This is a genomic window from Streptomonospora sediminis (genome assembly GCF_054778995.1).
On the sequence record NZ_BAAGYZ010000102.1, the window covers coordinates 39,429 to 58,727 of the forward strand.

The window sequence follows — 19,299 nt, forward strand, 5'->3', positions numbered from 1 at the left end:
TCGGTGCGCGGAGGGGCGCACGGCCGCGGCGCGCCGCCCACCGGATATCCGGTCTGGTGCAGCTATGCCCATCCAGCTGTGCCGCGGGGACGGCGGCGGGGTCGGCGGTGGCAGGTCGGGCGCCCGCACCGGGTGGCCGGCCGGCGGCTCGGATCCACTGTGCGGCCTTGTCCGCGGCCGGGCGGCGGGTGGCCTGCGCAGGAAAGCGGCACCAACGGCCGCGGAACCCGGGCGGGTGCCCGCGTAATCCCTTATGCCCGGTTCCGGGGCGGTGCGCGGAAACGATCATGCGGAAATGCCGTGATCCGGGCCGGTATCACGGCATAACCGCATGCTCACCGGGATCACCCAACTGATCAATCAGGGCACTAGGTGCGGAACAGCAGGGCCCACAGCACGACGCCGAGGAGCAGCAGCACACCGGCGGCCACGGCGATGATCACCGGGACCGAGCTGGCGCCGCGGTGCTTGCCCGAACTGGTCAGGCCGAGGGTGTCGGTGGAGTCGCGGATCGAGGTCAGCAGGTCGCCGACCGATTCGGGGCGGTGGCGCTGGAGCCGGTCGTGCAGGTGGGAGACCGAGTCGGAGACCTGCCCGTGCAGGTCGGACACCGAGTCGTGGAAGGACTCGCGCAGCACCTGCGCGCCTTGGCGGAAGTGCTCGCGGGCGGACTCGGAATCGCCGCCGTCCTCGGCGGCGGGTTCCGCGGAGCCGCCGGCGGGTTCGGCCGCGGAGCCGCCGGCGGGTTCCGCCGCGGAGTCCCCGCCGCCGTCCTCGCCGGTTTCACCGGTGTCCTCGCCGGATTCCCCAGTGGACTCGCCGCCGCGGTCCTCGCCGGGCTCCTGGCCGCCTTGGTCGCCCTCCTCGTCGGCGGTCTGCGCGCCCCCGCCGCCGGCTGCGCTCCCGCCGTCATCGGCTGCGCCGCCGCGGCCGCCCTCGCGGGCCGGGCGCGGCACGATCGGGTGCGATCCGGTCGCCGCGGTCTTGGCCGCGGTCTCGGGACTGGTCTCGGGCGCCCAGGGCGCCAGCGCGGCGATGCGCAGCATCTTGGTGGCGTTGTCGGCGGTGAGGCGGTCGCCCGGCTGCACGTGCAGCAGCCCCGCCAGCACCGGGGCGAGCGGCCCCGCGTTCTCGGCGGCCGCGGGTTCCTCCAGCTCAGCGCCCTTGAGGATGCGGATGTAGCCCTTGCGGTCGTAGGGCGGTCGGCCTTCGACCGCGGCGTGGAGCGTGGCGCCCAGCGACCACAGGTCGGACTCGGAGCCCACCGGTCCGGCCTTGGCGCGCTCGGGCGGGATGTAGGAGGGCGAGCCGATGATCCGCCCCGAACTGGTCAGCGCGGACTCGCCGGTCCAGGCGGCCAGGCCGAAGTCGGTCAGCACCACCCGGCCGCCTTCGCTGATCATCACGTTCTCGGGCTTGACGTCGCGGTGCACGATGCCTTCGTCGTGGGCGGCCTTGAGCGCATCGATCAGCTGCAGGCCGATCTCGGCGACGCGCTGGTAGGGCAGCGGCCCGGCCACGTCGATGATGTCGGCGAGGGTGCGCGCCTCGATGTACTCCATGACGATCCACGGGCGGTCGTCCTCGTCGACGACATCGAGCACGGTGACCACACCGGGGTGGGCCAGCCGGGCCGCCACCCGCGCCTCGCGGGTGGTGCGCTGCAGCAGGCTCTCGCGCTCGGCGGCGCTGAGGTCGCTGGGCAGCCGCAGCTCTTTGACCGCGACCTGCCGGTCCAGCACGAGGTCGGTGGCCAGCCAGACGGTGCCTACACCGCCGCGGGCGATCTCGTCGGAGAGTTCGTAGCGCCCCTTGAGTACACGCTTGGGGCTCGCGGTGTCGACTGCCGCGGCGGCTGCGGGCTCGTGGGCGTGTTCGGACCCGTGGTCGGGTCCGTCGGCCCCGGGCCGCTCCGCTTCGGGGTTCTCAATGGAGGACACGGTCAGTCATCGAGTCTCATCACGGCCACAGTGGCCTCCTGCGGGCTCATATCAGTCGCATCGGTCGGCAACGGTGAGCGAGCTCCGTGCCGCACGTGCACAGATCCTCGTTTATACCAGGCACTGCCCGCATCCAAGCAGGTGGTTGCCTGATCACCGTCTTTTAGGTTCGGTTTTGTTATGTCCTCCCCAAGTGGACCCATGCTGAGTTTCGACCGATTTTTGCCAATTCGTCACTCGCCGCCGTCAACCGGGCGGCATACCGCGGATCAGGCTCCCCGCGGTTGTCAGCTCCACAGTGTCTCGGGGTCGCGCACGGTGACCGGTCCCGCGCCCGCTTCGCTCAGCGGCCCTTCGAGCCGCTTGGCGTCGCCCGCGATGACCGTGACCATCTCGCGCGGCTTCAGGTACTCGCCGGCAGCGGCGACCAGGTCGTCGGCCGTGAGGCCCTCGAAGCCCGCCCGCAGCCGGTCGATGTGGTCCTCGGGCAGGTCGTGCACGACCATCTCGACCAGGGCCCCGGCCAGGCTGCGCGCCGTGGAGTAGGCCACCGGCAGCCCCACCGTGTTGGACTCGCGCACCGCGGACAGCTCACCCTCGGTGACACCCTCGCGCTGCAGCCGGGCGACCTCGGCCAGTGAGGCGGTCAGCGAGTGCGCCGTGGTCTCGGTGTCGACCTGGGTGCTGATCAGGAAAACCCCGCTGTCGCGCCGCAGGTCGAACCGGCAGCCCACCCCGTAAGTGTAGCCCAGGCGCTCGCGCAGCTCCATGTTCAGCCGCGAGGTGAACATGCCGCCCAGCACGTCGCTGACCCCGTCGGCCCGCGGCAGGTCGATCTGCGAGCGTGCGGGCGCGCGGTGGGCCATCAGCAGCGCCGACTGCACCGAGTCGGGGCGGTCGAGGATGAGCACCCGCGGGAGGCCCTCAGCGGCCGGCTCGGGAACGGTGAGCTGCGGCCGCGGTGCCGGCTCGGCCGAGCCGAACACGGTCCTGCCGAGCGCCTCAAGGTCCACCCCGGACAGGTCGCCGACCACCACCAGGGTGCCGGCGACACCCGCCACCGAGGCGGCGTGGAACTCCCGCACGGTTTCGGGGCTGATGTGCTTGAGCCGCTCGGGCGCGCCGCTGAGCGGGGTCGCGTAGCGCCCGGAGAACAGCTGCCCGCCGATGGCGCGGGTGGCCAGGGTGGCGGGCACCGAGGCGTCCAGCCAGAAGCGCTCCAGGATCTGGTCGCGGCGGCGCAGCACGTCTTCGTCGCGCAGCGCCGGGGCGCGGACGGCCTCGGCCAGCAGCGCGGTGGCGTCCTCCAGCCGGCCGGCGGGAGCGTCGACCCCGGTGACGAAGCTGTCCCAGGTGACCCGCGAGACCCATTCCGCGCCGTGCCGTTCCAGCGCCGGGGCCAGCGAGCTGTTGCCGTGTACGCCGTCCTCCAGCGCCTCGTTCGTGAGCGCGGCGACCCCCATGCGGTCCGCCGGCTCGGCGGCGCCCCCCGCCAGGTGGACAAGGCGCACCGAGGCGAATGTCTGGCCGGGGACGTCGATGGCGACGACCGTGCCGCCGCCCACGGACAGCCGCCGCGGCTTGGGGAAGGCGTAGGACTTCGGGGCACCGAGTACGGGTCGGGTCTGCAGCATGCGGGTAACGACTCTCTCTCTGCGGATGTGAAGGACCTGGCATAGCGCCCTGACCGCGGTCCGGGCGAGGAGCGGGGCGAACGGCCGGGCGGGCGCGCACGACGGCCGCACCGGCCGCGGCGCCCGCCCGCGGCGGGTCAGGCCGCGGATTCGTCCGCGGGCGGAGTGGCGGACTCGCGGGTCTCGGGGTCGAACCGCACCGACAGCCGGTTCTCGGGCACCAGCAGCCGCTTGGCCAAGGCCACGACGTCGTCGGTGGTGATGGTGCTCCAGCGCTGCGGCCAGGTGAACGCGAGTTCGGGATCGTCGAAGAGCTGGGTGTTGGCACCGATGCTGTCGGCCAACCCGCTGGGGTGGGACAGCGCCTGCAGGTGGTCGCGTTCGAGGACGGCGCGGGCCCGCTCCAGCTCCTCGTCGGTGACACCGTCGGCCAGCGTGGCGATCTCCTCGATCATCGCGGCCTCAAGCTCGTCGCCGCTCACGCCTTCGCGGGCGATCATGTTGACCAGCATCAGGCTGGGCGTGTAGCGGAACGGGAGCAGGTCGGCCGAGGAGCCGCCGTCGTCGGCGGCCAGGCCGCGCTCCAGCACCAAGCGCCGGTAGAGCCGGCTGCCCTGGCCCTGCCCGAGGACGGCCGAGGCCAAGTGCAGGACGTCGAAGTCGCGTTCGCCGTAGGGGGCGGCCCGGTAGCCCAGGAAGACGCCCGGCGCCGGCACGCTCTCGCTCACGCGGTCGGAGACCGGACCGCCGAGCAGGCCCGTGAGGGAGGCGTCGGGCGCCTCGGCCGCAGCGGTGCGGGCGGGGATGGCGCCGAAGTGGCGCTCGACGCGGTCGCGCACGTCGTGGGGGTCGAGGTTGCTCACCACGGTCAGCACGGCGTTGTCGGGGCCGTAGTGGCGCTGGTGGAAGTCGAGCACGTAGTCGAGGTCGGCATCGTCCAGGTCGGCCATGGAGCCGATCGTGGCGTGGTGGTAAGGGTGGCCCTCGGGGTAGCCCAACCGCAGGATGCGCTCCAGCGCGGTGCCGTAGGGCTGGTTGTCGTAGCGCTGGCGCCGCTCGTTCTTCACCACGTCGCGCTGGTTGTCGAGGACCTCCTGGGACATGCCCTCGCGCAGGGTGGCCAGCCGGTCGGCCTCCAGCCACAGCACGAGGTCGAGCGCGTGCTCGGGCACGGTCTCGTAGTAGTTCGTGCGGTCGGTGGAGGTGGAGGCGTTGATGTCGCCGCCGAGCCGTTCAACGGCGTCGAAGTGCTCGCCCTTGGCCACGTTGCCGCTGCCCTGGAACATCAGGTGCTCGAAGAGGTGGGCGAATCCGGTGCGCCCCGGGGACTCGAAGCGGGAGCCGACCCCGTACCACAGGTTGACAGCGGCAACCTGCGGGGTCGCCGCCGGCGCGGTCACCAGGCGTAGTCCGTTGTCCAGTGTGAATTGGTCGACCCGTTGCGCCGCGCCGTTGGTGGTCACCTGTTCCTGCACCCCTTGTCCGCACGTCGTTGAGCTGTTGTCGCGTCTGTGCCAGAGCCTATGTCCTCAGCGCGTGTGCCGATACACCGATTCCGTAGGGAAACCCGGTCATGAGCGCCGCCACACTGTGTCGCCGGGCGGCGCCGACAGGTCGACCCGCGAGCCCCAGTCGTCGAACTCCATCTCGACGTGGGCGGGGCCTTCGGCGGAGTCCATGTCGGCCAGGATCACCCGGGGCAGGTAGTGGTCGTCGACCCACACGGTGAAGGAGATCTCCGCGACGCCCTGGGCATAGAGGTCCTGCAGGACGCGCCAGGCCCCGCCGGTACCGCCGACATGGCGCATGCCTTCGGGCACGGCGAAGGTGGCGCGGTAGCCGGTGGTGCGCACCCCGCCGACGGTGCGGCCGCCGGCCGGGACGAGGTCGGCGGCGCCGGCGATCATGCTCCAGTCGCGGATCCCGGCGATGGAGCGGATGGCCTCGCTGTACAGGGCCCGCGGGCGCGGCGGGTCCTCGAAGTCGGCGCGGGAGCGCCGGACCCAGGTGGTGCCCGCGGGCATGCCCTCGGTGGTGGGCGGTTTCAGGTAGACCGAACCGCCGGCGGCCACGGCGCGGGCACCGTAGTCGTCGCCTTCGCGGCTGGTCATGTCGAGGCGGGCGGTGAAGTCGATGTCGTCGGGCCCGTGGAAGGCGTAGCCGCCCTCGGCGCGGGCGCGGCGCAGCCCGTTGAGCGAGGCGGTGGCGGAGTAGTGGGCGGTGCCGCGGGTGAGCACGGCCTCCTCGATGGCCGCAACCAGGTCGGCGGGGTCCTCGGGGACGGACTCGGGGGTGGGGATGGGGGTATCGGGGCGGCCGCCGGTGGGTTGGGCGGCGGGCGGTTGCGGCGATTCGGAGGGGCGGGCGGTGCCGGTGGGGGTGCCGGCCGCCGAGGACTCCGCCGCTGGGGCACCGCCGCCATCGGGCGCGGTGACACAACCGCTCACCGCGCAGGCGAGCGCGCCGGCGGCCAGCGCCTTCGGGAGGGAGCGTCGGCCCATGGATCCATTGTTCCCGAACCGCCCGCGGGAATTACGGTTTCGGCGGACTTTGCGGATCCCGCGGGGCCCTGCGGGACCGGGCGTCCCGGTAGGCGCACGCGTCCCGGCACCATTCGCATCCGGAGGTCTTGTGAGCGCTTGTGAGCGCTTGCGGGCGGTGCTGCGCCGGCGCCCGGAGCTTGGCCGCCGGCCCTCAGCGGGTGTGCCGCAGCAGCCGCAGCGAGCCGTGGGCGCCGGTTTCGGTGAACGCGCCGCTGTCGAGCGCCCGGCGGTAGACGTTGTAGGGCGGGCGGCCGCCGTCGGCGGGGTCGGGGAAGACGTCGTGGATGGCCAGGACCGCGCCGGGCGCCAGGTGCGGGGTCCAGGACTCGTAGTCGGTCTGGGCCGCCTCTTCGGTGTGGCCGCCGTCGATGAACAGCATCCCCAGCGGCACCGCCCACAGCCGGGCGACGTCGGCGGAGCGGCCGACGATCGCGACGACGTGGTCCTCCAGCCCGGCGGCCGCCATGGTGCGGCGGAATTCGCCGAGCGTGTCGAGCCTGCCGGTGACCGGGTCGACCATGCCGGGATCGTGGTACTCCCAGCCGGGCTGGTGCTCTTCGGAGCCGTGGTGGTGGTCGACGGTCACCGCGGTACCGCCGGCCTGCCGTGCCGCCGCACCGAGGAAGACCGCCGACTTGCCGCAGTAGGTGCCGATCTCCAGGAGGGGGCCGAGGCGGGCGTGGGCCAGCGCGGCGGCGTGCAGTGCCAGGCCCTCGCCGGTGGGCATGAAGCCCTTCGCGGCCTCGGCCGCGCTGAGCAGGTCGGCGGGCATGGTCGTGGTCAAGCGCGGTCCTATCTGTCGTCGCCGCCGCCCGGCGGCTGCCGGTGCGGCGGTGCAGCGGGGGGCGGCGGGCGTGTCAGCCGTTCAGTGCGCCGACCAGCCGGTCCACCGCGGTGTCGAGCACCTCGTCGCGTTTGCAGAAGGCGAACCGGACCAGGTGGCGGCCTTCGTCGACGTTGTCGTAGAGCACCTGGGCGGGTACCGCGGCGACCCCGGCCGTGCGGGGCAGCGCCCGCGCCAGTTCGACGCCGTCGGTGTAGCCCAAGGGCCGGATGTCGGTGATGACGAAGTAGGTGCCCTGCGGGCGCAGCACCTCCAGCCCGGCGGCGCGCAGGCCTGCGCAGAGCCGGTCGCGTTTGCTCTGCAGCGCGTCGCGCTGGCGCAGTATCCAAGGGCCCTCGTCGCGCAGGGCTTCGGCGACGGCCAGCTGGAGGGCGCCGTTTGCGGTGAAGGTGAGGAACTGGTTGACGGTGCGGGCGGCGCGTACCAGGGGTTCGGGGCCCATCACCCAGCCGGTCTTCCACGCGGTGACCGAGAACGTCTTTCCGGCCGAGGAGACCGCCAGGGTGCGTTCGGCCATACCGGGCAAGGTCGACAGCGGGTGGTGCTCGGCGCCGTCGAAGACCAGGTGCTCGTAGACCTCGTCGGTGAGCGCGATGAGGTCGTTGTCGCGGCACACCGCTGCGATGGCGGCGAGCTCGTCGCGGGTGAACACGGTGCCGGTGGGGTTGTGCGGGCTGTTGACGATGACCACCCGCGTGCGCGGGCCCACGGCTGCGCGCAGTTCGGCGGGGTCGAAGGTGAAGCGGCCGCCGTCGGCGGGGTCGGGGCGCAGGGTGACCGGGCGGCGCACGCCGCCGGCCAGCGCGATCACGGCGGCGTAGGAGTCGTACATCGGCTCGAACACCACGACCTCGTCGCCGGGTTCGACCAGGCCGAGTACGCCCGAGGCGATCCCGGCCGTGGCACCGACGGTGATGTGGACATCGGTGTCGGGGTCGAGCTCGATGCCGTAGCGCCGGCTGCGGTCGGCCGCCACGGCCGCGCGCAGCTCGGGCCGGCCGGGGCCGGGCGGGTACTGGTTGACGCCGCCGCGGATGTGCCGGGCGGCGGCCTCCAGCAGCGCCGGGGGGCCGTCGGTATCGGGGAAGCCCTGCCCGAGGTTGACGGCCCCGGTCTCGGTGGCCAAGCGGCTCATCTCGGCGAAGATGGTCTCGCCGAACGGTTGCATGCGCGTGACTAGGGGTTCGTCCACACCCGGCAGCATAGACGTCCGGTGCCGGCAGGGCCGCGGGCGGGCCCGGCAGGTCGGCGGGCGGGCCCGGACCGCCGGGCGCGGCTCACCAGGCCCGGGTGCGCTGGGCCTGGACCTCGCTGACCACGTCGCACAGCCGCGCCATGTCCTCGTCGCTGAAACTTTCGACGAACCGCAGCATGGTGGTGCCCGGGTCGCCGCAGCCGCTGAAAACCTCGCTCATCACCCGCGCGGTGTGCTCCTCGCGGGACTCCCGCGGCCAGTACAGCCACGCGCGCCCGGATTTCTCCCGGTCCAGCAGCCCCTTGTGGTACAGGATGTTGGTCACGGTCATGACGGTCGTGTAGGCAACGTCGCGGCCGTAGTCCATGGATTCGCGGACCTCGCGGACGGCCAGTGGGCGGTCCGACCGCCACAGCGCGTCCATGATGGCGGCCTCCAGTTCGCCGAACTCCCTCATCGTCACCCTCCCCGGCTTCGTTCCGTCATCGTAGAAGCGCCAAGGGTGGCGCCGCGGCGAAACGGGAGGTTGTCTACCGATACGGTCCCGGCAACGGCGCCGACGACGCGTTCCGCTGCCGCAGCCGCCCGCAGGCCGCGATTTCGCCGGGGCGGGCGCCGCTTGGACGGACCGTGCGCGCAAACCGGGGGCAGGGGCAGGGGTACGAGCCGGGCGGGGTGGCGGGCCGGGGCGGCCGGGCGGGGGCCGCTTCAGGGGCGGCGCGCGGTGCGGTGCAGGTGCGTGCGGGCCTGCTCGGCAAAGTCGCGCGGGATGACGTAGGGCTGCTCGGCGTTGGCGTCGGGCCAGAGGTCGCGCAGGTCCTCGGCGGAGCCCTCGCCCAGTTCGGCGCCGGGGCCCTCGGCGACGAATACCCGCGCCACGCGCCCGCCGCCCACGGTGTAGACCTCGCCGGTGGTTTCGCAGTCCTCGTGAGCCAGCCAGACCACGGCCGGGCTGACCCGCTCGGGTGCCAGCAGCGCCCCGGAATCGGCGGGGAACACCTCGCCCGTGTGCTGGGTCCGCGCCAGCGGGGAGATGGCGTTGGCGGTGATGTCGTATTTGGCGCCCTCGATGGCCAGGGTCTTGGTGAGGCCGATGACCCCCATCTTGGCCGCGGCGAGGTTGCTCTGCCCGAAGTTGCCGAAGAGCCCGGAGGGCGACGTGGTGTTGATGATGCGCCCATAGCCGTTGCCGCGCATGTAGCCGAAGGCGGCCCGGGTGACCAGGAAGGCGCCGCGCAGGTGCACGCCGACCACGGCGTCCCATTCGGCGGTGCCGATGTTGCGGAAGGCGCGGTCGCGCAGGATGGCCGCGCTGTTGACGACGATGTCGACGCGCCCATAGGTGTCGACGGCGGACTCGACCATCGAGCCCGCGCCCTCCTCGGTGGCGATGTCCTCGACGCTGACCGCCGCGGAGCCGCCCTTTGCGCGGATGCGCTCGGCGGTCTCTTCGGCGATAGCGGCCGGATCGGTATCCGCGCCGCCGTCAGGGGCACCCAAGCCGTCGGCGTTCTCGCTGATGACGACCTTGGCACCGCGCGCCGCGAGTTCGAGGGCGTGGGAACGCCCCAGACCGCGGCCTGCTCCGGTGACGATCGCGACGCGCCCGTCGAACCGCAACTCCGTCATTTCTCCTCCACGCTGATCCGCTCCGCGGCGTGCCGTCCGGACCGGGCCGCACCATACGGGGTTCCTACCCGCTCCCGCGCGGCTGCTGCGGCGGACAGGGGCCGCTCTGTGCGCGGTCGCGGCTGTGCGGGAACGCTGGGCAGGATGGCACAGCCGCGGCCGGGGCGGGCGGAGACGCGCGGGTGCGCACGCGGGTGTGCCTGCGGGTGCGCGACGAAAGGCCTCCCGGAGGGGAGGCAGGGAATCGGGGAAGCAGCAACGTGTGCGGTCCGGACCTGCTCCCCAACCCGGCGAAACCCCCGTGTTTCGCCGGGCTTGCGGAGCAGCCGTCCTGTCCCGACCGCACACACCGGATGAGACGCCGGCCCGGGGCACCCGGTTCCAGGCGATTTCAGGTGCATATGGGGATTGAGCGCGCCGGCGGGCGGGCATGGTGAGCGGCACGCGCGGCCCCGGTAAGCGGGTCTGCGCCGTACCCGGCAGTCTTCGGCAGCCTCGATGAACCCCCTGTACCGGCAACTCCCGCCACTCCCTGCGCCGCTTGCAAACTCTCGGCGAGGCCCACGCCGTCGCCCCGGCAACCTCGCGGGAAACGAAACCGCAGGTCAGGTCATGTAGACCCCATCAGTTTGTGAATCATTGTTAGCAATCTCCCAGTCCGTTACCGGCCTCGGGTCCCCATCGGCGTGCCTGGACAAGTAGCCTGTTACCCGAGATTGCTGACCGGGCGTGTGTCCCGGCGACCCTGCGGGGCCGCCGCATTTTCGAGCCCGCCCCGAGAAACGGCCATCTCGCCATACACACATTCACAAGCGAGCTGCGGAAGAGGGCGATCTCCGCCGTGTCGTCTGAGGCGTCTCAACCCCTGACAGATTTCGGCCCGAACGAGTGGCTGGTCGAGGAGCTCTACCAGAAGTACCTCAACGACCCCAACTCGGTTGACAAGGCATGGTGGAACTTCTTCGCCGACTACAAGTCCGGCGTTCCCCAGGCCAACGGTGCAGCCAAGGGTGCATCCGCTACGGGCACCCAGGCAGCGCCTGGTGCAACGGGAACCACCAAGGGCGGCAAGTCCGCCAAGACCTCCGAGTCCAAGCCCGCGGCCCCGGCCGCCGGCAATGGGAAAAAGGCCGAAACCGCGTCGGACGCCAAGGCTGAGGAGCCCGCCGACGAGTCACTCAAGGTCAACGAAGAGCGGCTGCGCGGCGCACCCGCGCGCACCGCCTCCAACATGGAGTCCAGCCTTGCGCTGCCCACCGCCACGAGCGTGCGCGCGGTGCCGGTCAAGCTGCTGTTCGACAACCGCATCGTGATCAACAACCACCTGCGGCGCGGACGCGGCGGCAAGGTGTCCTTCACCCACATCATCGGCTACGCCATGGTGAAGGCGCTGGAGTCCATGCCGGAGATGAACCACTCCTACACCGAGATCGACGGCAAGCCGGGCGTGGCAAAGCCCGAGCACGTCAACTTCGGTCTGGCCATCGACCTGCAGAAGTCCGATGGCACCCGGCAACTGGTCGTGCCGAGCATCAAGTCCGCCGACACCATGGACTTCAAGGAGTTCTGGACCGGCTACGAGGACCTGATCCGCAAGGCGCGCAATAACAAGCTGGGCGTGCCCGACTTCCAGGGCACCACGATCAGCCTGACCAACCCCGGCGGTATCGGCACCGTGCACTCGGTGCCGCGCCTGATGCCGGGGCAGGGCGCCATCCTGGGCGTCGGTGCCATGGAGTACCCCGCCGAGTTCCAGGGCGCGGCACCCGAGACCCTGAACCGCCTCGCGGTGAGCAAGGTCATGACGCTCACGTCGACCTATGACCACCGCATCATCCAGGGCGCCCAGTCGGGCGAGTTCCTGCGCCGCATCCACCAGCTGCTGCTGGGCGAGGACGGCTTCTACGACGAGATCTTCCGGTCGCTGCGGCTGCCGTATGAGCCCGTGCGCTGGACCCAGGACATCTCGGCGGGCGAGCACCAGCTCGACAAGACCAGCCGGGTCCAGGAGCTGATCCACGCCTACCGGGTCCGCGGCCACCTGATGGCCGACACCGACCCGCTGGAGTACCACCAGCGCCGCCACCCCGACCTCGACATCCTCCAGCACGGCCTGACCCTGTGGGACCTGGAGCGCGACTTCCCCACCGGCGGTTTCGGCGGCCGGCAGATGATGAAGCTGCGCGACGTGCTGGGCGTGCTGCGCGATACCTACTGCCGCACGGTGGGCATCGAGTACATGCACATCCAGGATCCCGAGGAACGCGAGTGGATCCAGGCGCATGTCGAGCGCGAGCACGAGAAGGTCAACCGCGACGAGCAGTTGCACATCCTGCGCCGGCTGAACAACGCCGAGGCGTTCGAGACCTTCCTGCAGACCAAGTACGTCGGCCAGAAGCGGTTCTCCCTTGAGGGCGGCGAGTCCCTGATTCCGCTGCTGGACGGGGTCATCACCCGCGCCGCAAAGGCGGATCTGGACGAGGTCGTCATCGGGATGGCCCACCGCGGCCGGCTCAACGTGCTCGCCAACATCTGCGGCAAGTCCTACGGGCAGATCTTCGGCGAGTTCGAGGGCAATCTCGACCCGCGCAGCGCGCACGGTTCCGGCGACGTCAAGTACCACCTGGGTACCGAAGGCACCTTCGAGACCCCTGACGGCGACAAGATCGCGATCTCGCTGGCGGCCAACCCGAGCCACCTTGAGACCGTCGACCCGGTCGCCGAGGGCATCGTCCGCGCCAAGCAGGACGTGCTGGACAAGGGGCCGCACGGGTTCACCGTGCTGCCGCTGCTGGTGCACGGCGACGCCGCCTTCGCCGGGCAGGGCGTGGTGGCCGAGACCCTCAACCTGTCGCAGCTGCGCGGCTACCGCACCGGCGGCACCGTGCACGTCATCGTCAACAACCAGGTCGGGTTTACGACCTCGCCGGCCGACAGCCGTTCCAGCGTCTACGCCACCGATGTGGCGCGCATGGTGCAGGCGCCGATCTTCCACGTCAACGGCGACGACCCCGAGGCGGTCGTGCGGGTGGCCCAGCTTGCCTACGACTACCGCCAGTCCTTCAACAAGGACGTCGTCATCGACCTGGTGTGCTACCGGCGCCGCGGCCACAACGAGACCGACAACCCGGCCTTCACCCAGCCGCTGATGTACGACGTGATCGACGCCAAGCGCTCCACGCGCAAGCTCTACACCGAGGCGCTGATCGGGCGCGGCGACATCAGCATCGAAGAGGCCGAGCAGGCGCTGCGCGACTACCAGCAGCAGCTTGAGCGCGCCTTCACCGAGACCCGCGAAGCCGGGCGCAAGCCGGTCGAGCCTGGCGCGGTGATCAAGCCCGAGGTCTTCGACGAGGGGCGCATCGACCACGCTTCGGTCAGCACCGCGATCTCCCACGAGGTCCTCAAGCGGGTGGTCGACACCCAGGTCACCCTGCCCGAGGGGTTCACTCCGCACCCGCGGCTCAAGCCGCAGCTGCAGCGCCGCGCCCAGATGGTCGAGGACGACGCTCTCGACTGGGCCACCGGCGAGATGCTGGCGTTCGGCTCGCTGCTGACCGAGGAGCACCCGGTCCGGCTGGTGGGCCAGGACACCCGGCGCGGCACGTTCGGCCAGCGGCACTCGGCGCTGGTCGACCGCGATACCGGCGCGGTCCACACGCCGCTGAAGGCGTTCGACAAGGGCACCTCGAAGTTCTACGTGCACGACTCGCTGCTGAGCGAGTACGCGGCGCTGGGCTTCGAGTACGGCTACTCGGTGGTGCGCCCCGAGGCGCTGGTGGCCTGGGAGGCCCAGTTCGGCGACTTCGTCAACGGCGCCCAGACCATCATCGACGAGTACATCACCGCCAGCGAGCAGAAGTGGGGCCAGCGCTCCAGTGTCGTGCTGCTGCTGCCGCACGGCTACGAGGGGCAGGGCCCCGACCACTCCTCGGCGCGCATCGAGCGGTTCCTGCAGCAGTGCGCGCAGGAGAACATGACCGTGGCGCTGCCCACCACCCCGGCGAACTACTTCCACCTGCTGCGCTGGCAGGTGAAGTCGCAGTACCGCCGTCCGCTGGTGGTGTTCACGACCAAGGTGATGCTGCGGATGAAGGCCGCGACCTCGCCGGTCGCCGACTTCACCTCGGGCGCGTTCCAGCCGGTCATCCCCGACTCCTCGGGGGTCGACCCGAAGAACGTGCGGCGCGTGGTGCTGTGCTCGGGCAAGATCTACTACGAGCTCGACGCCGCGCGGCAGCGCAACGGCGACACCAGCACGGCGCTGGTCCGGGTCGAGCGGCTATACCCGCTGCCGATCGAGGAGATCCGCCAGCTGCTGTCGGGCTACCCCAACGCCGGCGAGGTGCTGTGGGTGCAGGAGGAACCGGCCAACATGGGCCCGTGGCCGTTTGTGGCGCTGGTGTTCTCCGAGCAGCTCGACCGCCCCTTCACCCGGGTTTCGCGTCCGGCGGGCTCCGCCCCGGCGGCGGGCTCGGGCAAGCGGCACGAAGTCGAGCAGCAGGCGCTCGTCAACACCGTTTTCCCGCCGGCCGAGTAACGCGGGTCAGCGATGTACTACACCGACCGGGGTATCGAAGAGCTGGAACAGCGCCGCGGCGACGAGGAGGTCTCCATGGCGTGGGTGGCCGACCGGCTGCGCACGTTCACCGACCTCCATCCGGAGTTCGAGACCCCTGTCGAGCGGTTGGCCACCTGGCTGGCGCGGCTCGACGACGAGGACGACGGCGACGACTGAGCGGCGCATACCGCCGCAGCCGGTAGCCGCTGATGCGGGCGGGGCATCGGGCCGAGACACGGCCCGGTCGCCCCGCCGCGTCGTCTGCGGGTCGGCGACCGGTCTGCGGCGCCCGGAAGGCATCGGGGCGATCCCCGGTTCTTCCCGCACCCGCCTCTCTTGCGACATATCTTGAAGCGCGGCCGATCGCGACATATCGTGAATACCATCAGCCCTTTGAGCCGAAAGGTTTCGCGATGGCGCGTTGGACCATCGACCAGCCGATGACACGCACCCTGGACGGGATCGTGGCGCTGCACGTCCGCATGATCGGCGGTCACGTGAACATCCTGCCCACCGACGACCCGGTCACCTTCGAAGTCTCGGACATCTCCGGCGAACCCGTGCTGGCGGTGCAGGAGGCCGGCATCCTGACCATCACCTACGACGACCTCACCGGTAGCGGCCTGCTCGACCGATTGCGTCCCGTGCAGCTCTCGGGATTTCGCACCATCAACCGCCGCTCGGCAACGGTGAGCCTGCGCGTTCCGCGCGACTGCCCCGTCGAGGTCACCACACTCTCCGCGCCGGTGGTCGTGGCCGGGCTCGGCGCGAAGACCCAGGCGCGCACCGCATCGGGCGACGTAACGTTGGACGGCCTGACCGGCGAGGCCGAGGTCAACACCGTCTCGGGCAACGTCGCAGCCCGCGACCTGCAAGGCGGCCTGCGGTTCAACACCGTCAGCGGGCAGGTGGCCGTGGCCGGCGGCCGACTCGTCGACCTCTCCGGCAAGAGCGCCTCGGGCCATTTCCTGGCCGATGTGGACCTCGCACCCTCGGGCCGTGTCCGCCTGAGGTCGGTCTCAGGGGGGATCACGCTGCGGGTGCCCGCCGATACCTCCGCCGCCGTCGAACTTCGCTCGGCCACCGGCAAACTGGACTCCGACTTCGGTCTGGACCGCCACGACCAGCGAGCCCACAACAGCCGCAGCGGCAAGATCGGCAGCGGAATCGACCCCGCCGGAGTCTCCGCAACGACCGTTTCGGGCGCTGTCTCGCTGCTGCGCCGCGAGCCTGACGCCCCCGCCGCCATCCCAAGGGGGAACGACGCATGAGCACCATCTTCGGCCACGGACGCCTTCGGCTGTACCTGCTGAAGCTGCTGGACGAGAGCCCGCGGCACGGCTACGAGATCATCAGCCTGCTGCGCGACCGCTTCCTGGGCGTCTACTCCCCCTCGCCCGGCACGATCTATCCGCGCCTGGCCCGGCTGGAGGAAGAGGGCCTGGTCACGCACGAGGAGGTCGACGGCCGCAAGGTCTACCGGCTCACCGACCGGGGGCGCGAGGAACTGCACAGCCGCAGCGCCGACCTGGACGACCTGGAGCGCCAGCTCACCGACTCGGTACGCGACGTCGCCGAGGCGGTCCGCGAGGACGTGCGCCACACGATCAGCTCGCTGCGCGAAGAGCTGAAGTTCGGCGGCACGGAACGCCGCGCCCGCAACGAGGAGGCCCGGGCACGCGCCGCGGGCACCGCCAAGGGTGCCGGTACCGGCACCGGGGCCGGCACCGGGGCCGCCAAGGGCACCGGCGATGAGGCGGGCGCCGGCACAGCGGCGGGCACGGGCACATCGGACACCGCCGCAGGCACAGCGGAGTCCGACCGCGACCGCAGCGGCGCCGAGGGCGAGGATGCCTCCGGCGGCGGCCCGTGGTGGGGACGCGACTGGGAGCGGTTCGCCCAAGGCTTCGGCGTATGGGGCAAGCGCGCCGGCGGCGGGGCCGGAGGAGCCGATCGCCCCGAGTTCGACCAGGCGCTGCGCGACTTCTCCGACCGCGTGCGCGACGTGGTCCGCGAGGCCGGCCACGTGGGCGAGTCTGCGGCACATGACCTGCGCCGGATCCTGGACGACGCCTTCGAGACCATCCGCCGCGACGTCGGCGGCTGGGGACCGCGCGATACCGAGCAGGACGCGGACCGCGGCGAGCACACCGGCGACGGCGGCAAGCACAAGGCCACCACCGGGACGGCCGGGACCGCCGGGAGCGGCACGCAGGCCGAACAGGGCGGCCAGAGCGGCCCGGACGCCGGGGAACCGACCGCGGCCGGCTCCGCCGACCCCTGGAGCGCCGCCACCAGCGAGCAGCAGGACGGCAAGGCCGCAGGCAGCGGTGCGGGCCCGGACGGACACGGCGCCGAGTCGGCGGGACCAGCGGGGCCGACCGGGTCAACCGGGTCAACCGGATCGACAAGTACCGCCGACTCCGCCGACCCCTGGAGCACGGCCATCAACGAGGACACCGACAACCGCGGCGGCGGCCCCGCGCGTTGACGGCGGCCGCCTGCGGCCGGGGCGGGCGGTCACCGGCCCGGCCCGCAGGCGGCTGGGGCGCCGGGCGCGCCGACCCTGCAGGCATGCCCAATTATCAAAGCTGAGATGGGCACTTCTGCATGATCATCAGCGGGAACCCGACCCGCCGGTGCCGTTCAGACCTGGAACACGATCTTGCCGAACAGGTCGCCCTGTTCCATCGCCGCGAACCCCTCGCGGGCCCGGTCGAGCGGCAGTACGCGGTCGACCTCGGGCCGCACTCCGGTGCGCGCGCAGAACTCGGCCAGGCGCCGCAGCTCGTCGCGGTTGCCCATGGTGGAACCGACGACCGAAAGCTGCAGGAAGAACACCCGGTTCAGCTCGGCCGCGGGCGCGTCGCCGCTGGTCGCGCCGCAGGTGACGATCCGCCCGCCCGGACGCAGCGAGCGCAGGGAATGGCGCCAGGTGGCCTCGCCGACCGAGTCGAACACGGCGTCGGCCTTCTCCGGCAGCCGCTCCCCCGGCGCGACCGCGCCGTAGGCTCCCATCCGCAGGGCCCGCTCGCGCTTGCCGTCGTCGCGGCTGGTGGCGTACACGCGGTGGCCCGCGGCGACGGCCATGCGGATGAGTGCGCTGCTCACGCCGCCGCCCGCGCCCTGGACCAGCACCGTTGAACCGGGCTCCAGGCCGGAGCGCGCGAACAGCATCCGGTAGGCGGTCAGCCACGCGGTGGGCAGGCAGGCGGCCTCCTCGAAGGACAGCTCCGCCGGTTTGGGCACCAGGTTGCGCCGCGGGACGGCCACTTTCCCGGCCATCGTGCCGGGGTGGACCTCCGAGAGCAGCGAGCGGCGGGGGTCGCGGGTTTCGTCGCCGCCGCCCTGGTCTGGGTCGCCGATGACGGCGTGCACGATGACCTCGTTGCCCTCCTCGTCCAGGCCCGCTGCGTCGCAGCCCAGCACCATCGGCAACCGTTCCTCGGCCAGGCCCACTCCGCGCAGGCTCCACAGGTCGTGGTGGTTGAGCGCGGCGGCTTTGACCTGCACGGTCGTCCAGCCCTCGGGCGGGGCCGGGTCGGGCCGCTCGCCGGCTTCCAGTCCGGACAGGGGGTTCGTCTTGTCGAAACGCGCTGCGGTGATAGCGAACATGCCCTGACCCTAACGACCGGCCCCGGGCGCAGGCCCCCTGGGTTCGGACCCGATTCAGCCATACCGAAATATCCGTTGTGTCCTAATGCTTCGGCAGATGGGGCTTCGGGGACGTCCGGTCTGCGGGCGACGGCCACCGCAGACCACCCGGCGGCCGTAGAATCGCCTGCGAGGATCGAAAACCAGGGGGAATATACAGGTCATGCGGCGATCGGCGTGGAACAGCCGCAAACGCTCCGCTTCCGGACAAAGCATACAGAGCACCGGGAAGAGCAAAGATCCAAAGCAGGGCGGCGCCCTACGATTCCCCGGTGCCGACCGCCGCACACGCCTCCTGTTCCCCTGGGAAAACCCGTCCCGCCGCCCGAAATCCCGGAACCCCCCGAGATCCACTAGGTAGGCCTCTCCCCCTGAACAGGAGGCACATCCCGTGGCTGCTGCCAACAATCCGACGGCCCGACGGCGCCGGCTCGGCGTCGAATTGCGCCGATTGCGGGAAAACGCCGGAATGACCGGCGAGGACGCCGCCGACCGCATGTCGTGGTCGGGGAGCAAGCTCTCCCGCATCGAGCGCGGCCAGGTCGCCACCAACTCCGACGACGTCCGCGACCTGCTGGAACTCTACGAGGTCACCGACCCCGACCTGCGCCAGTCGCTCATCATGCTCGCCCGCGAGTCGCGGCGGCGGGGGTGGTGGCACGTCTACGGCGATGTGATGCCCGAGCGGTTCGAGGTCTACCTCGGACTTGAGCCCGAGGCCGCCACGCTGCGCTTCTTCCAGTCCGAGATCGTCCCCGGCCTGTTCCAGACCACCGACTACGCGCGGGCGCTGATGCGGGCCCACCCCACACCGGTCTCCGAGGACGAGATCGAGCGCCGCACCCGGTTGCGCATCCACCGCCAGGAGGTCGTCTTCAACGACAATCCGCCCCATATCTGGGCGCTGCTGGACGAATCAATCCTGTACCGCCCGGTCGGCGGCCGGGCGGTCATGGCGGAACAAATGCGTCATTTGATCGACGTACAGGAAAAAGACCAGGTGACTTTGCAGATTCTGCCGTTCAACGCCGGCGCGCATTCGGGACTCAACGGATCGTTCGACATCCTTGAGTTTCCCGAATCCGACATCCACGCGCCGCGGCTCGTGCACGTGGAGAATCTGACGAGCAGCCTCTACATCGAAAAAGCCAAAGAAGTGGGCTTCTACACGGTCGCTTTCGAACACCTGCGCACTGCGGCCCTGCACCCCGAACGCACCCGGGAGGTCATCGGTGAGACGGAGCAGCGCCTGCGGCGCCAGGTGGAGGCGGGGGAAACGGATGAGACATGAAAGGAGCG

14 protein-coding genes are annotated in these 19,299 nt (G+C 71.3%); 5 read left to right on the plus strand and 9 right to left on the minus strand.

Annotated features, from left to right (window positions below; all coding sequences use genetic code 11):
• Positions 1–368 precede the first annotated feature (368 nt).
• The 8 genes from ACYVD5_RS19570 to ACYVD5_RS19605 all read right to left on the minus strand — a co-directional run bounded on the left by ACYVD5_RS19570 (position 369) and on the right by ACYVD5_RS19605 (position 9,785).
• Positions 369–1,940 carry a serine/threonine-protein kinase gene (locus ACYVD5_RS19570; protein ID WP_461002533.1) on the minus strand — a complete coding sequence of 524 codons (1,572 nt, stop codon included), beginning with the start codon at positions 1,938–1,940 and terminating at the stop codon, positions 369–371.
• Positions 1,941–2,227: 287 nt separating this feature from the next.
• The gene (locus ACYVD5_RS19575) at positions 2,228–3,574 is read right to left on the minus strand and encodes a M16 family metallopeptidase (RefSeq protein WP_461002534.1); all 1,347 of its coding nucleotides are present in this window, start codon (positions 3,572–3,574) and stop codon (positions 2,228–2,230) included.
• A 137-nt stretch (positions 3,575–3,711) separates the two neighbouring features.
• On the minus strand, positions 3,712–5,037 hold the full coding sequence (locus tag ACYVD5_RS19580; protein WP_461002535.1) for a M16 family metallopeptidase: 1,326 nt from the start codon (positions 5,035–5,037) through the stop codon (positions 3,712–3,714).
• Between the two features lie 108 nt (positions 5,038–5,145).
• Positions 5,146–6,075 (minus strand): hypothetical protein, encoded by a 930-nt coding sequence (locus ACYVD5_RS19585; RefSeq protein ID WP_461002536.1) that lies wholly within the window; start codon positions 6,073–6,075, stop codon positions 5,146–5,148.
• A gap of 193 nt (positions 6,076–6,268) precedes the next feature.
• Positions 6,269–6,889 carry a class I SAM-dependent methyltransferase gene (locus tag ACYVD5_RS19590; protein WP_461002572.1) on the minus strand — a complete coding sequence of 207 codons (621 nt, stop codon included), beginning with the start codon at positions 6,887–6,889 and terminating at the stop codon, positions 6,269–6,271.
• Between the two features lie 85 nt (positions 6,890–6,974).
• Positions 6,975–8,153: a pyridoxal phosphate-dependent aminotransferase gene (locus tag ACYVD5_RS19595; protein WP_461002537.1), complete on the minus strand. Its 1,179-nt coding sequence runs from the start codon at positions 8,151–8,153 to the stop codon at positions 6,975–6,977.
• Between the two features lie 85 nt (positions 8,154–8,238).
• Positions 8,239–8,613 (minus strand): BlaI/MecI/CopY family transcriptional regulator, encoded by a 375-nt coding sequence (locus ACYVD5_RS19600; protein WP_461002538.1) that lies wholly within the window; start codon positions 8,611–8,613, stop codon positions 8,239–8,241.
• A gap of 251 nt (positions 8,614–8,864) precedes the next feature.
• A complete protein-coding gene (locus ACYVD5_RS19605) occupies positions 8,865–9,785 on the minus strand; it encodes an SDR family NAD(P)-dependent oxidoreductase (RefSeq protein ID WP_461002539.1) in 921 nt (306 codons plus the stop codon).
• An 841-nt stretch (positions 9,786–10,626) separates the two neighbouring features.
• Here ACYVD5_RS19605 and ACYVD5_RS19610 point away from each other — a divergent pair.
• The 4 genes from ACYVD5_RS19610 to ACYVD5_RS19625 all read left to right on the plus strand — a co-directional run bounded on the left by ACYVD5_RS19610 (position 10,627) and on the right by ACYVD5_RS19625 (position 16,837).
• The gene (locus tag ACYVD5_RS19610; protein ID WP_461002540.1) at positions 10,627–14,325 is read left to right on the plus strand and encodes a multifunctional oxoglutarate decarboxylase/oxoglutarate dehydrogenase thiamine pyrophosphate-binding subunit/dihydrolipoyllysine-residue succinyltransferase subunit; all 3,699 of its coding nucleotides are present in this window, start codon (positions 10,627–10,629) and stop codon (positions 14,323–14,325) included.
• 12 nt (positions 14,326–14,337) lie between these two features.
• Positions 14,338–14,523 carry a DUF6104 family protein gene (locus ACYVD5_RS19615; RefSeq protein WP_461002541.1) on the plus strand — a complete coding sequence of 62 codons (186 nt, stop codon included), beginning with the start codon at positions 14,338–14,340 and terminating at the stop codon, positions 14,521–14,523.
• Positions 14,524–14,759: 236 nt separating this feature from the next.
• Positions 14,760–15,617 carry a DUF4097 family beta strand repeat-containing protein gene (locus ACYVD5_RS19620; RefSeq protein ID WP_461002542.1) on the plus strand — a complete coding sequence of 286 codons (858 nt, stop codon included), beginning with the start codon at positions 14,760–14,762 and terminating at the stop codon, positions 15,615–15,617.
• A complete protein-coding gene (locus tag ACYVD5_RS19625) occupies positions 15,614–16,837 on the plus strand; it encodes a PadR family transcriptional regulator (protein WP_461002543.1) in 1,224 nt (407 codons plus the stop codon). The genes ACYVD5_RS19620 and ACYVD5_RS19625 overlap by 4 nt, the downstream gene beginning before the upstream one ends.
• A gap of 155 nt (positions 16,838–16,992) precedes the next feature.
• On the opposite strand, the gene ACYVD5_RS19630 is transcribed toward ACYVD5_RS19625, so the two are convergent.
• A complete protein-coding gene (locus ACYVD5_RS19630) occupies positions 16,993–17,961 on the minus strand; it encodes a zinc-binding dehydrogenase (protein WP_461002544.1) in 969 nt (322 codons plus the stop codon).
• 430 nt (positions 17,962–18,391) lie between these two features.
• Here ACYVD5_RS19630 and ACYVD5_RS19635 point away from each other — a divergent pair, with 430 nt between their 5' ends.
• Entirely contained in the window at positions 18,392–19,291 is a 900-nt protein-coding gene (locus tag ACYVD5_RS19635; protein ID WP_461002545.1) for a helix-turn-helix domain-containing protein, read from the plus strand.
• Positions 19,292–19,299: the final 8 nt, after the last annotated feature.